General features: G+C 41.4%; 12 protein-coding genes. 2 read left to right on the top strand and 10 right to left on the bottom strand.

What is annotated here, in order from left to right; all coding sequences use genetic code 11:
- On the top strand, positions 1-876 hold the full coding sequence (locus FTU46_RS11065; protein WP_180104981.1) for a beta-1,6-N-acetylglucosaminyltransferase: 876 nt from the start codon (positions 1-3) through the stop codon (positions 874-876).
- A gap of 80 nt (positions 877-956) precedes the next feature.
- On the opposite strand, the gene FTU46_RS11060 is transcribed toward FTU46_RS11065, so the two are convergent.
- Positions 957-2327 carry a phosphomannomutase CpsG gene (locus FTU46_RS11060; protein WP_180104980.1) on the bottom strand — a complete coding sequence of 457 codons (1371 nt, stop codon included), beginning with the start codon at positions 2325-2327 and terminating at the stop codon, positions 957-959.
- A gap of 143 nt (positions 2328-2470) precedes the next feature.
- On the opposite strand from FTU46_RS11060, the gene FTU46_RS11055 reads away from it, so the two are divergent.
- Positions 2471-3535, top strand: coding sequence for an acyltransferase (locus FTU46_RS11055; protein ID WP_180104979.1), 1065 nt, complete (start codon positions 2471-2473; stop codon positions 3533-3535).
- A gap of 56 nt (positions 3536-3591) precedes the next feature.
- Here the strand turns inward: FTU46_RS11055 and glmS are convergent, their stop codons facing one another.
- The 9 genes from glmS to FTU46_RS11010 all read right to left on the bottom strand — a co-directional run bounded on the left by glmS (position 3592) and on the right by FTU46_RS11010 (position 13547).
- Positions 3592-5430, bottom strand: coding sequence for a glutamine--fructose-6-phosphate transaminase (isomerizing) (gene glmS / locus FTU46_RS11050; RefSeq protein ID WP_180002650.1), 1839 nt, complete (start codon positions 5428-5430; stop codon positions 3592-3594).
- Between the two features lie 12 nt (positions 5431-5442).
- Complete coding sequence (gene glmU / locus FTU46_RS11045) at positions 5443-6807, bottom strand: bifunctional UDP-N-acetylglucosamine diphosphorylase/glucosamine-1-phosphate N-acetyltransferase GlmU (RefSeq protein ID WP_180104978.1); 1365 nt, start codon at positions 6805-6807, stop codon at positions 5443-5445.
- A gap of 20 nt (positions 6808-6827) precedes the next feature.
- Complete coding sequence (locus tag FTU46_RS11040; RefSeq protein ID WP_051069698.1) at positions 6828-7304, bottom strand: phosphatidylglycerophosphatase A; 477 nt, start codon at positions 7302-7304, stop codon at positions 6828-6830.
- Between the two features lie 22 nt (positions 7305-7326).
- Entirely contained in the window at positions 7327-8244 is a 918-nt protein-coding gene (thiL, locus tag FTU46_RS11035) for a thiamine-phosphate kinase (protein ID WP_180104977.1), read from the bottom strand.
- Between the two features lie 17 nt (positions 8245-8261).
- Positions 8262-8711: a transcription antitermination factor NusB gene (gene nusB / locus FTU46_RS11030; RefSeq protein WP_005233270.1), complete on the bottom strand. Its 450-nt coding sequence runs from the start codon at positions 8709-8711 to the stop codon at positions 8262-8264.
- Positions 8712-8715: 4 nt separating this feature from the next.
- Positions 8716-9186, bottom strand: a complete 471-nt coding sequence (ribE, locus tag FTU46_RS11025) for a 6,7-dimethyl-8-ribityllumazine synthase (protein WP_004280926.1) — start codon at positions 9184-9186, stop codon at positions 8716-8718.
- Between the two features lie 11 nt (positions 9187-9197).
- Positions 9198-10319 carry a bifunctional 3,4-dihydroxy-2-butanone-4-phosphate synthase/GTP cyclohydrolase II gene (gene ribBA, locus FTU46_RS11020; protein ID WP_180104976.1) on the bottom strand — a complete coding sequence of 374 codons (1122 nt, stop codon included), beginning with the start codon at positions 10317-10319 and terminating at the stop codon, positions 9198-9200.
- Positions 10320-10730: 411 nt separating this feature from the next.
- Positions 10731-12242: an aldehyde dehydrogenase family protein gene (locus tag FTU46_RS11015; protein WP_166135102.1), complete on the bottom strand. Its 1512-nt coding sequence runs from the start codon at positions 12240-12242 to the stop codon at positions 10731-10733.
- Between the two features lie 336 nt (positions 12243-12578).
- Entirely contained in the window at positions 12579-13547 is a 969-nt protein-coding gene (locus tag FTU46_RS11010) for an alpha/beta hydrolase (protein ID WP_180104975.1), read from the bottom strand.
- Between the last annotated feature and the right edge of the window lie 234 nt (positions 13548-13781).

Genomic DNA, 13781 nt, shown 5'->3' with positions numbered 1-13781 from the left:
ATGAATTTTATTTATGGGATTATGTGTCATCAATTGACTAATCCACTTGTTTATCTTGTAAATGAGCTGATTAAAAGTCCTCATAGTAAAATTTTAATTCATGTAGATAAAAAATCAGATCTTGATCATATAAAAAAATCGTTACCAAGCAGCTCACAAATAGAATTTTTGGTAGAAAGAGTGGATGTGTATTGGGGTGGCTATACTCAAATTGAGGCCACTCTAAAACTTTTAAATTATGCCAATCAATTTGAATATAATTATTTTTCTTTATTGTCCGGTGATGATATTCCATTAATGTCTATTGAAAGTATAGAAAAATATCTTTTAAGCAGTAATCAGGAATATATCGGTTATGAACTTCAAGCAGATCCAAGAAACCGGATTAAATATTTATATCCAGATTTCTTTTTTATTAAAGAAAAATCAATTTCAGAGAAAATTAAATGCAAACTAATTATTCTTTTACATAGGCTTGGTTTCTATACTCAAAATATAGAAAGATTGCCAAAACTATATAAAGGATCTTTATGGTTTATATTAAGCTATCAGGCGGTTCAATATATTTTGGATTTTATAAAAAATAATAAAGGCTATGATTTAGCCTTTAGAAAATCACTGTGTGCCGATGAAGTATATTTCCACACCATTATTCAGAATTCATATTTACAGGAAAGAATTTACCATCCAGAAGATGAGGAGCAAGTATCTGAAGGGGGATTAAGATATATCGACTGGATGTCAGGACCAGATTATCCCAAAATTCTAGATGAATCTGATTTTGATAAGATGAAACAATCAGGCATGTTATTTGCCAGAAAAGTGAAGGCAAATATCGATATAGATCTGCTCAAACAATATTTTCAATATTCATAATAAAAAGCCCCCTTCAAAATGGACAGTTCGTCTAATCTGAAGGGGGACTTTTCTAAAGTTTTTTCTACTAATAGGTAGAATTATCCCTGAATTAACTGGGTGAGCTCATCTACATAAGACTGCATTGGACGAGGGTTCTGATCACGACGGCTTTCAATATTTAAGCGTAACAAAGGTTCAGTATTGGAAGCACGAACGTTAAAGCGCCACGCCCCAAAGTTCAGGCTAACACCATCTGTCTGATCGATTTCTGGTTGCTGGTCGGCATAATGATCAAAGATTTTTTGGATCGTCGCCTGAGTATCTGCGACTTTAAAGTTGATTTCACCCGAACAAGGAAATTTGGCAATCATCTCTTCAACCAGGGAAGATAGTGATTTTCCGGTTTCTGATAAAACCGCAATGGCAAGCAACCATGGAATCATGCCACTATCACAATAAGCAAAGTCACGGAAATAGTGATGAGCACTCATTTCACCACCATAGGCTGCGTTGTGCTCACGCATGACATCCTTAATAAAAGCATGTCCTGATTTCGACTGAATAGCTGTTCCTTGATATTGTTCGACAATATCAAAAGTATTCCAGACCAGACGTGGATCATGCACGATTTTTTCGCCAGCCTGTTTTAGCAAGAAAGCCTGTGCCAGTAGACCGACAATATAATAGCCTTCAATAAACTGACCTTTTTCATCAAACAGGAAACAACGGTCAAAATCACCGTCCCAAGCAATGCCCATGTCAGCTGAATGTTGAATCACAGCATCACGTGTACTGGCACGATTTTCAATCAGAATCGGGTTAGGAATACCATTCGGGAAATTACCATCCGCCTCATGATGAATCTTAATAAATTCGACTGGAATATTGAGTTCTTTAAATTTGATCTCAATTGTATCAATCACATGACCCGCTGCACCATTGCCTGCATTCACTACCAGTTTCATTGGTCGAATTTTTGCTGGATCAATATAACTCATCAGGTGATCGACAAATTCAGGCAGGATATTATATTTTTTTGTCGTACCCTTATTTGTAACTTCAGCGAATTCTTTATTTTCAGCCAGTGCCTGAATGTCTTTAAGGCCGGTATTTGCGCTAATCGGACGAGCATTTTCACGGACCAGTTTCATTCCGTTATAATCCATCGGGTTATGACTGGCAGTAATTTCAATGCCGCCCTGAACATCCAGATGAAATGCACCAAAGTAAACTTCTTCAGTGCCGGTCATGCCCAGATCGAGGACGTCGACACCTGCATCATTTAAACCACGAATGGTCGCCTGTTTTAAGTCTTCACTAGTCAGGCGTACATCACAGCCAACTACAACGGTTTTTGGTTGATAAATCTGTCCATAGGCACGACCAATGCGGTAAGCGATATCTTCATTTAATTCGGTACCTAACTTGCCGCGAATATCATAAGCTTTGAAACAAGAAAGTTTTTTCATAATTTATTATTTAAGAGTACAATTGAAAAATATATTCTAACCCAAATAAAGATTTTTACCATTCAGCTGGTTACATAATATTAAAATAATGTTTCATTTGAAAAATAAAGTATTGTATTGGAAAAATTATAAGGACGAAAAATATGTCTAATAATAAATTATATTCAATTAATATATTGAGATTTATTGCTGCAAGTTTTGTCTTGCTCAGTCATATAGAAAATAAAGTTCATCAGTATAATATCCTGTCTTTAGAGTGGTATCGATTTAGAGGGCCTGGTGTTGATATTTTCTTTGTAATGTCCGGGTTTATTATCTGTTTAACGACAGCTAAAAAAAATATAACCCCTATAAAATTTTTAAAAGGCCGTATGCAAAGAATATTGCCTCTATATTGGTTCTTTACTACTGTGGCTCTTTGTATTTTTTTATATAACCCCGACCTTATTAATATGAGTGGTGGATATACAAATGTTATAGCTTCTTATTTGTTAATTCCAGGGGAGCATAAGTTCCTTGTTCAAAATGGCTGGACCCTAAGTTATGATGTTTATTTCTATATCATTTTTGCTTTATCTCTCTATTTCTTTAGAAATAAAATAAATTATATTGCATTAATAGCGGTATTAACCTTTTTACCTGCTGTAGGGATATTGGTATTAAATTTAGATAAAGTATTCTTTTTTAATGTGATTCTTTTGGAGTATGCCTTGGGTATTTTTGCATATCTCATTTATATAGAATGCAATTTAAACTTTATGTTGAATATTATTCTGATTCTATTGGGGGCAGCATTTATTTTCTTTCAGAATATATTTAATGTGTTTGAAACTGGTTTCGGCCGTGCTTTGGACAGGGGAGTACCAGCCTTTTTATGTGTGGTTGGTGTGATTGGTTTGGAAAATTTTTTTAAAAACCACTATCATAAATTTGTAAATATTTTAGATAGATTAGGGAACACGTCTTATTCTATTTATCTAAGTCACCCATTCATACTGGTTATAGGAACAAAGTTATATATAAGCTATTATTTTTTTCAAAATCTTAATTTTGCTTTATTTTTATATGTGATCTGTATTTTTATTGGGTACTATGTAAATAAATTTATTGAAATCCCTTTAAATAGGACAGTTAAGAATTCATTTAAATCAAATTCTATATGGATATTAAAGATTAAAATATTTATTCGGAATTTAAGAAATATATAGTTAACCTGTTATATGAGAGTAATCAATATCCTCATATAACAGGCTAATTTTATGGATTATTCCACTGTTACTGATTTTGCCAAGTTACGTGGCTGGTCAACATCAGTACCACGCAGGACTGCCACATGGTAAGACAGTAGCTGTACTGGAATACAATAAACAATTGGTGCTAAAACAGCATTTACTTCAGGAATATGTACGACATGCTGGCGCTCTTTGGCTTTAATGCCGCTATTTTCATCAGCAAAAACAAAGAGCTCACCGCCACGTGCCTGAACTTCTTCCATATTGGATTTCAGTTTATCCAGCATGTCATCTTGCGGTGCTAGAATTACTACTGGCATGTCATTATCCACCAGTGCCAATGGACCGTGCTTCAGCTCACCCGCCGCATAACCTTCTGCATGAATATAAGAAATTTCTTTCAACTTCAGTGCACCTTCCAGTGCAATCGGGAAGTGTGTACCACGACCTAGGAAGAGACAGTGCTGTTTCTCTACAAAGAGTTCAGAGAGACGCAAAATTTCATCATCATGACTTAAAGTATCTAGCAGTACCTTAGGCATATGCCATAGTCCAGTCGTGATCTCAGTCATCTGTTCAGCTGAAATGGCATTTTTCACTGTACCGATTTTCAGTACCAGTAACATCAAAGCTGCGAGCTGGGTGGTAAAGGCTTTGGTCGAAGCCACACCAATTTCAGGACCTGCTAAGGTCAGCAGGCTGTAATCAGTTTCACGTACCATTGAAGATGTAGCCACATTACAAATCGTCATCGTCGTAATGTTTACACCTTTTGATGTAGCACGTTTTTGGGTATCACGCAGAGCAGCTAAGGTATCGGCTGTTTCACCTGACTGAGAAATACACACATAGAGTGTATTATTGACAATCACTGGCGTACGGTAGCGGAATTCACTGGCAATCTCGACCTGACAAGGCAGATCAATCAGCTGTTCAAACCAGTATTTGGCAATCATACCGGCATGATAGCTGGTACCACAGGCAATGATCTGAATCTGCTGGATTGTTGAGAAATCCTGTTCCGCATTTACCAGAAAATCTTCACGCAAGGTATTGCCATTCAAGGCTTGTGAAATAGTCTGTTTTAGCGCTTCAGGTTGCTCATAGATTTCTTTGAGCATATAGTGCTTATATTCACCCTTAGAGGCATTGCTCACGGTGGCATCCAGTTCTTTCACTGGGCGATCTACCAGTTGACCATCCACAAATACTTCAATGGTAGTACGGGTCAGACGTGCAATATCACCTTCTTCAAGATAGATAAAGCGATTCGTGATTGGTAATAAAGCCAACTGGTCAGAACTGATAAAGTTCTCGCCAATACCTACACCGATGACCAGTGGTGAACCTTCACGAACAGTAATCAATTCATCTGGATGATCTGTATGTACGATCCCGAGCGCATAAGCACCTTTCAGCTGTGGTACGACCTGACGTACTGCTTCAAGCAGGCTAGGGGTAGATTTCAGTGCATCGTTAACCAGATGGGCAACCACTTCAGTATCAGTTTGTGAAGTGAATACATAGCCTAAAGCTTCAAGATCATCTTTCAGCTCCTGGTAGTTTTCAATAATCCCGTTATGAACCACAGCAACATTACCCGAAATATGGGGATGAGCATTGTTTTCAGTCGGTTTACCATGAGTTGCCCAGCGTGTATGCGCGATGCCTAATGAACCATTAATCTGTGATTCATTCACAGCTTGTTCAAGGTTCGCGACTTTACCCACACGACGTTCACGGAGCACCTGGCTATTATTGATTAAGGCCAGACCCGCAGAGTCATAGCCACGGTATTCAAGACGTTTTAGGCCTTCAATTAAGATATTGCTGATATTACGTTCCGCGATGCCACCGACGATACCACACATACTAACTTCCTCTTATTTCTTGATTTTTTGCGGACGCTGATAGTTTTCTTTGGCAAATTGCTTGGAACGTTCTACCGCTAAACTGTTCTCTGCCACATCACGGGTAATCGTTGAACCCGCTCCCACTGTCGCGCCATTACCGATCTGGACCGGTGCAACCAGAGAGCTGTTAGAACCAATAAAAGCATGATCCCCAATGATGGTCTTAAATTTGTTAGCGCCGTCATAGTTGCAGGTAATTGTTCCTGCACCAATATTGGAACCGCTACCGACTTCAGCATCACCTAAGTAAGTGAAGTGATTCGCTTTGGAACCTAGACCAATACTGGAATTTTTCACTTCAACAAAGTTGCCAATATGAACTTCCGCTGCCAGTTTTGCCCCTGGACGCAAGCGTGCAAATGGACCAATCTGTGCTTGTTCACCCACAATTGCATGATCAAAGATGCTATATGGCTGAACTTTAGTGCCTGCAGCAATCTTGGTATTTTTAATTACGCAGCCTGCACCAATTTCAACATTATCACCGAGTTCGCAATTACCTTCGATAATGACATTGATATCGATCCGCACATCTTTACCAACAGTGAGTTGACCACGTAAGTCAAAACGGCTTGGGTCAATCAGATGTACACCTTGCTGCATCAGCTGTTTTGCCTGATAAGCCTGGAACTGACGCTCTAAAGCAGCCAGTTGTACACGGTCATTGACGCCTTCCACTTCAAAAGCCAGCTCAGGTTCTACAGATGCAACACTCATACCATCTGCCAGTGCCATTGCCACGATATCCGTCAGGTAATATTCACCTTGTGCATTGTCATTGCTTAAACGTGGAAGCCATTCATGTAACTTGGCATTACTGACCGCATAAATACCGGTATTAATTTCTTTAATTTGACGCTGTTCTTCAGAAGCATCTTTATGTTCAACAATGGCTTGAATCTGACCATCTTTACGTACGATACGACCATAACCACTGGCATCTGCAAGCGTTAATGTCACCAGGCCAATACCTTGCTCTTGAGTAGCATCAAGCAGATTCTGAAGTGTCTGCTGGCTAATACAAGGGACATCACCCGACAGGATTAGTGAAATACCATCTTTAGGCAAAACAGGTAGTGTCATTTGTACGGCATGACCGGTACCAAGCTGTTCAGCCTGTTCTACCCACTGGATATTCTGGTCTGCAAATGCGGACTGAACCTGCTCACCGCCATGACCATAAATGGTAATAATATTGTCTGCATTGAGTTTTTTTGCTGTGTCGACCACATGGCCGAGTAAAGGTCGTCCTGCAAGCGGTTGTAATACTTTCGGTAAGTTGGAACGCATACGGGTTCCTTTACCTGCAGCAAGAATAATCACAGTCGTAGACATGTTCTAATCCTAGATATGGCTTAAGCCATCGTGAAGTAAAAATAAATCCAAATACAAAGTGCTGCCCAGAGGCCAGCGATAATGTCATCCAGCATGATGCCAAAACCACCCCCAACCTGACGGTCAATGACTCGAATCGGCCAAGGTTTCCAGACATCAAATAATCGGAACAGGGCAAAGCCAATGAGTAGCCATAACCAGTTCATCTGACCTAAATAGATCAGTGGCAAAAAGGTGATGGATTGTCCTGCAAACTCATCCCAGACAATACGTCCATCATCATGCACACCCATGACTTTGGCAGTTTGGCCACAGATATATATGCCAACCAGGGACATGATGACAATGGCAAAAAGACTATTTACAAAACCTAAGTAGAGCCAGATGGGTACAAATAAAAGTGCAAAAGCTGAACCAAAAGTTCCAGGCGCTTTAGGCGCCAGACCAGAACCAAATCCTACCCCACTAAAGACAATGAGCCGGTTGATCCATGACATGCTTTTAAAATTGATCGCAGGTTTATGCAAAATGTTGATATCCGTTAAATTGAAGTGAATGATCTACGCCATCTTTTTCAAAAGTTAAACCGTGTTGCTGCTGAATGGAGCCAATTATACTAATCGAAACATCCAGCTGTTTTTGCAATAATTTTTCATAATTTTGCGGGCTTATTGTAAAGCATAACTCGTAGTCATCACCACCCGCGAGGGCATATTGCCAACGCTGTTCATCATTTAATGCCTGCAGGGTAGGGCTGATGGGTAAGTTTTCAAGCGCTAGCTTTGCACCTACACCTGATGCCTTAAGAATATGTCCTAAATCTTGTGCCAGACCGTCTGAAACATCAATCATGCTATTAGCTAGGCCTTTTAAGGCAGTACCCAACTGACAGCGTGGGGTTGGATAATCCAAACGTTGCTGTAATGGGTGACCGAGATGATTTAAAGCAAAAGCAGCATCACCCACTGTACCGGATACACAAATCAGATCACCAGGCTTGGCACCTGAACGGGGTACAGCTTTACCAATCTCTACCCAGCCCAGGGCAGTCACAGATAAGGTCAAATGAGGACTTTGTGTGGTATCACCACCAATTAAGCTCACACCAAATTGATCGCAACAATCATAGAGACCCTGACTAAAGGCTTTTAACCAGTCATGATCAATTTGGGGTAGGCTCAAGGCGAGTAAAATACTATGCGGGGTCGCGCCCATGGCTGCAATATCAGAAAGATTAACAGCGACAGATTTCCAGCCAATCGCATGAGGATCGGTGTCTAAAGGAAAATGACGTCCAGCAACGAGGGTGTCGGCACAGATGACCAGTTGTTGCTGTGGAGGAGGAGTGAGCAAGGCTGAGTCGTCACCAACACCCAAATCGACAGAATTTTTATTCTGACGATTGAAATAGGTATCGATAATCGAAAACTCAGCCATACAACAATTCGACTAGATTAGTTGGCTTGCTGTTTTTCTGCTGCACGTAAAGTTGTTGCTAAACGGTCCAATACACCATTGATGTATTTATGGCTGTCTGCACCGCCAAAGTGTTTAGCTAACTCAATTGCTTCATCCAGAACCACGCGGTATGGAATCTCAAGATGTTCTTTGAGTTCATAGGCGCCTAGGCGAAGTGTAGCGAGTTCTACACCATCAAGTGCAGAAAGTTCACGATCCAGCACAGGGATAAGCAAAGCATCCAATGCTTCATGATTGGCAACCACTTGAGTCAACAATTCATGATAATAGCTGAGATCCACTTTGTGCATGGCATTGTCCACACGAGTACGTGCTTCAATCTCATGCACCGGATTGTGGCTCATCTGCCATTCATAAATTCCTTGTACAGCAAAGCGACGTGCTTTACGTTTTGCTGCATAAGTTGCTTGAAGTGTTTGCGACATAGCGTTAAATAGCCTTTAACAAGTTAACCATTTCAATAGCAGTCAAGGCAGCTTCACTACCTTTATTACCTGCTTTTGTACCCGAGCGTTCAATCGCCTGTTCGATACTATCCGTAGTCAATACACCATTAATCACTGGTAAGCCAGTGTCCAAGCCAACCACGCCCAGACCTTTGGCACATTCACCAGCTACAAAATCGAAGTGAGGCGTGCTGCCACGAATCACAGCGCCCAGTGCGATGATGGCATCGAAACGATCTGAAGCTGCCAGTTTTTTCGCAACTACAGGAAGTTCCCAAGCACCAGGTGCATGAACAACAGTGATATTATCCTCTGATACGCCATGGCGTTTCAATGTATCAATGGCACCTTCTAACAGATGTTCAACAACAAAGCTATTAAAACGACCAACTAAAATCGCATAACGGTCTTCGTTCGCGAGATGCAACATACCTTCAATACGGCGAACTGCCATAGGAACCTCGATTATTTCTCTGATGTTTGTTGTGCGGTGATGTATTCCACCACTTCTAAGTTAAAGCCGGACAGGGCATTGAAACGTAATGGAGAGCTAAGCAGCTTCATTTTTTCCACGCCGAGGTCACGTAAAATTTGTGCGCCGACACCAATGGTCTGATACTGCTGAGACAGGGCAGCATTGGATTTTACATTTTTTGGTGCTGTAAGTGCATCTAAGGCAGGGCCTAAGTCCTGTAAATGGCGCTGGCCAATCCAGACCAGAACACCACGATCACTGTTTGAAATTTCTTTTAGTGCACGGTCCAGGTTCCAAGCTGGTTCGCCATCCTGTTTGTTCAGTTTGAGCAAGTCGCGGGTCGGGTTAAAACCATGTACACGCACTGTGGTCACGCCCTCTTTAGGCTCACCTTTGACCAAGGCCAGATGGATATCCGGATTACCCAGTTCACGATAGCGGTACAGGTCAAAGCTGCCGTATTCAGTATCAATACTTTGCTGATCGATACGCTCAACCGTTTGTTCATTGGTCATACGGTAATGGATCAGATCAGCAATGGTACCAATTTTCAGACCATGCTTTTCCGCAAAGATTTCTAGATCTGGACGACGTGCCATGGTGCCGTCTTCTTTGATGATTTCACAGATCACAGATGCAGGTTCCAGACCCGCAAGACGAGACAAGTCACAACCGGCTTCGGTATGACCAGCACGGTGCAATACGCCACCTGGCTGTGCCATCAATGGGAAGATATGACCAGGTTGTACGATGTCACTTGGTTTGGCATGTGCAGCCACCGCAGTTTGAATGGTATGCGCACGTTCAGCTGCAGAAATACCAGTAGTAATGCCGTTGGCTGCTTCAATTGAAAGGGTGAAGTTGGTTCCGTGCTGAGCGCCGTTGGCATCCACCATCAAGGGTAGATTTAACTGCTGGCAACGTTCTTTGCTTAAAGTCAGGCAAACCAGACCACGCGCATGGGTGATCATAAAGTTGATGTCTTCAGGACGCACGTGGGTCGCAGCAATCACCAGATCGCCTTCATTCTCACGGTCTTCGTCATCCATCAGGATAACCATTTTTCCTGCACGGATATCTGCTACAAGCTCTTCAACTGTATTGAGCGGCATCAACCTTCACCTTCTTTTGTGATCTATACCAGACCGAATCATGACATTATTACTGCATAGTCTAACGCTTTTTAAGCAATTTTGCCTATGCTTATTGCTTTCCCTCAGGGGTTCATTGTTATACACAGTCTTGCGTAGCATGAAAAGTCGACTTTAAATGAAAGCACAGGCTTTATGCTGGATTTTTAAACGATCAGAAAGCATAAAAAATGACAAACTTATTTAAAATCAACATAATTATAAATAATCTCTTATTTTTTATGCAGTTTTATTTATTCGTTTAATACAGCCCTTAAAAATACAAATATATCCTCATGACTCTCTTTATAAATTTTTACCAATCAGTTTAAAATTCTGTTTGAAATAATGAATGAATCAGGCGGACCGAAGTCCACCCGAATTTAGATCAGTTTAGAAGAAGCCTGCTGGTTTGGTTGAATAACTCACTAACAGGTTTTTAGTTTGCTGATAATGATCCAGCATCATGCGATGGTTTTCGCGGCCAATCCCGGATTTTTTATATCCCCCAAAGGCTGCATGAGCCGGGTAGATGTGATAGCAGTTGGTCCAGACCCGACCAGCCTGAATCGCGCGACCAGCGCGGTAAGAGGTATGTGCTGAACGTGACCAGACACCGGCACCGAGTCCATAAATCGTATCATTGGCAATTTTGATGGCTTCATCGAAGTCTTTAAAAGTCGTCACCGCCAATACCGGTCCAAAAATTTCCTCCTGAAAGGTGCGCATGTCATTGGAACCTTTAAAAATCGTTGGCTCGATATAGAAACCTTGTCCCACTTCCTGACGCTCATTACCGCCTAACAAGATTTCCGCTCCTTCTTCACGGCCCGTTGCAATACAGCCGAGAATCTTGTCTTGCTGCTCCTGAGAAGCTTGAGCACCGATCATAGTCTCGGTATCCAGCGGATGGCCGGTCTTGATCTTTTTCACTCGCTCTACTGCGAGTTCCAAGAATTGGTCGGCAATACTTTCCTGAATCAGCGCACGTGATGGACAGGTACAGATTTCACCCTGGTTTAAAGCAAACATGGTAAAGCCTTCCAGGGCTTTTTCCAGGAAGTCATCTTTCTGATCCATGATGTCAGCAAAGAACAGGTTCGGAGATTTCCCTCCAAGTTCTAACGTGACGGGAATAATATTCTCAGTCGCATATTGCATGATCAGCTGACCCACAGCGGTAGAACCGGTAAAGGCAATCTTGGCAATGCGTGGATTAGTCGCCAGTGGACGGCCGACTTCAACGCCGTAGCCATTTACGATATTTAACACCCCTTCAGGTAACAGGTCCTGAATCAGTTCGACCAGCACCAAAATACTCACCGGTGTCTGTTCAGCGGGTTTCAGCACAATACAGTTTCCGGCTGCAAGGGCAGGTGCCAGTTTCCAGGCAGCCATCAGAATCGGGAAGTTCCACGGGATAATCTGACCCACGACGCCCAATGGCTCATGAAAATGGTAGGCAATGGTGTCTTCATCAATTTCCGAGATGCCGCCTTCCTGGGCGCGAATGCAGCCGGCAAAATAACGAAAATGGTCAATGGCTAAAGGAATATCCGCTGCCAAAGTTTCACGGATCGGCTTACCGTTATCCCAAGTCTCTGCGACTGCCAGCAGTTCAAGATTTTCCTCAAGTCGGTCGGCAATTTTTAATAAAATATTGGAACGGGTAGTAGGGGAGCTGTTATTCCATTGCTGTTTGGCGGCATGAGCCGCATCGAGCGCCAGTTCAATATCTTCCACTGATGAGCGCGGAACTTTGGTAAAGGCTTTACCATCTACGGGCGAGACATTATCAAAATATTCACCTTTGACTGGTGGAACCCATTTGCCGCCAATGAAGTTTTCGTATTGGGATTTAAATTGCACTTTTGAACCGTCAGTATTGGGATCTGCATAACGCATAATTCTATTCCTTAATATGATTATTATTGATGAATGCCGAATCACTTCTGTCCTGCAAAAGCCCTCAGATTCAACATCTCAGCTCTACTATAGAGAGGGAAAAAAATCGCAGGATAAATACTTACAAGCTTGCTACAAAAGGCAACATTTGGATAAAAATAGAATTAATTATCTTTATAGATTTCAATATCTTATTTTTATAATGAAATGATTTTAATATGTGAAAAGCATTACTGATCAGCTTGATATTTTTATTTCATATCCAAGCGAAATAGATAAATAAAATTATTGAAAAATAAGACAGGCAGAGCTTGCTACCTATCTTATTCATCTGGCTTATAGGGCTTTATTTTCCAGCCATTGAAATAGCTGCTGATAGACCTGCTCACGGACCGGTTTTTCTGAAAGAACCAGATCATGTATCCCATTTTGAATCGAACAGAGTTTCACATCGCCCTGGATTTTCTGCGCATGTTCAATCATGTCGCGTACCTGAAGAATCACATCACTGGTTTGAGCATTACGGTTAAAACGTAGGGGATAAGTGGTTTTGTGGGCATGCATCAGCAAAGTTGGAATATTTAAACGCACACCCTGATGAATTTCTTTTTGTGCTTCGTGAATGGCATGTACAAAACTCAGACGCACCCAGTGATAGCTAGGTTTTTTCCATTCCAGATCAAAATGCCATTCACCCTGATAGCTGATATGCAGACTAGGCACATAATGACGATTTAAGCGGCTAGGAAATAGCATTTCCGGAAAACGTTTTCCCAGATAGCTTAATTGAGGCACCAGAAACTTTTTCTCAAAAGGCGTCATATTAAAGTCATAAAAAGGGCTATTGAGCCATAAGCCTTTAATTAAGGGATGATCTGGATGATGTGCTGCATACAAAGTAGTAATTAATCCGCCGGTAGAATGGCCACTGAGTAAAACCGTGTCATGGCCTTCCTGTCCAATAATTTCAAGAGCCTGGCTGATTTCTGCATCATATTCTGAAAGATGATAGACATTATAAAGTTTCTGATGGGACAGATAGGATCGGCCGTATTTACGTAAATCCAGTGCATAAAAATCAAAACCTTGCTGATTAAAACGCTCTGCCATTTCAGTCTGGAAAAAATAATCAATAAAGCCGTGAATATAGAGGACAGCTTTAGAGGTCGGTTGGTCTGCCTTTTTGCGGATCAGTGTGGCAACTACTGTGCCTTCAGTATCTGGCGGGAATTCTAAAGTGGCCTGTTCATAACCTTCACCCAGAATGTCAGGTTGATATTCAAGGCTGGAAAGCGGATGGGACATATTGTTCTACTCATGATTATTTTTATTCACTTATCCTTGTGGATTGGCTTGCATTTGTCAAATCCTGCTGTCTGACCCATTCGAGATCAGTAGTACCATTCAGAGAATAGGGTGTGTTGACACTTTTAGCTTAAAAAAATAGCGAAGTAGTAAAATCAAATCGCCAAACCCAATTTTACTATTCGCTATGACTCGTACCATGCTGACAGATCAACACTGGCAAAAGTTGAAAGT

Source organism: Acinetobacter sp. YH12108 (assembly GCF_013419055.1).
GTDB lineage: Bacteria > Pseudomonadota > Gammaproteobacteria > Pseudomonadales > Moraxellaceae > Acinetobacter.
This window is presented reverse-complemented; position numbering and strand designations above follow the sequence as displayed.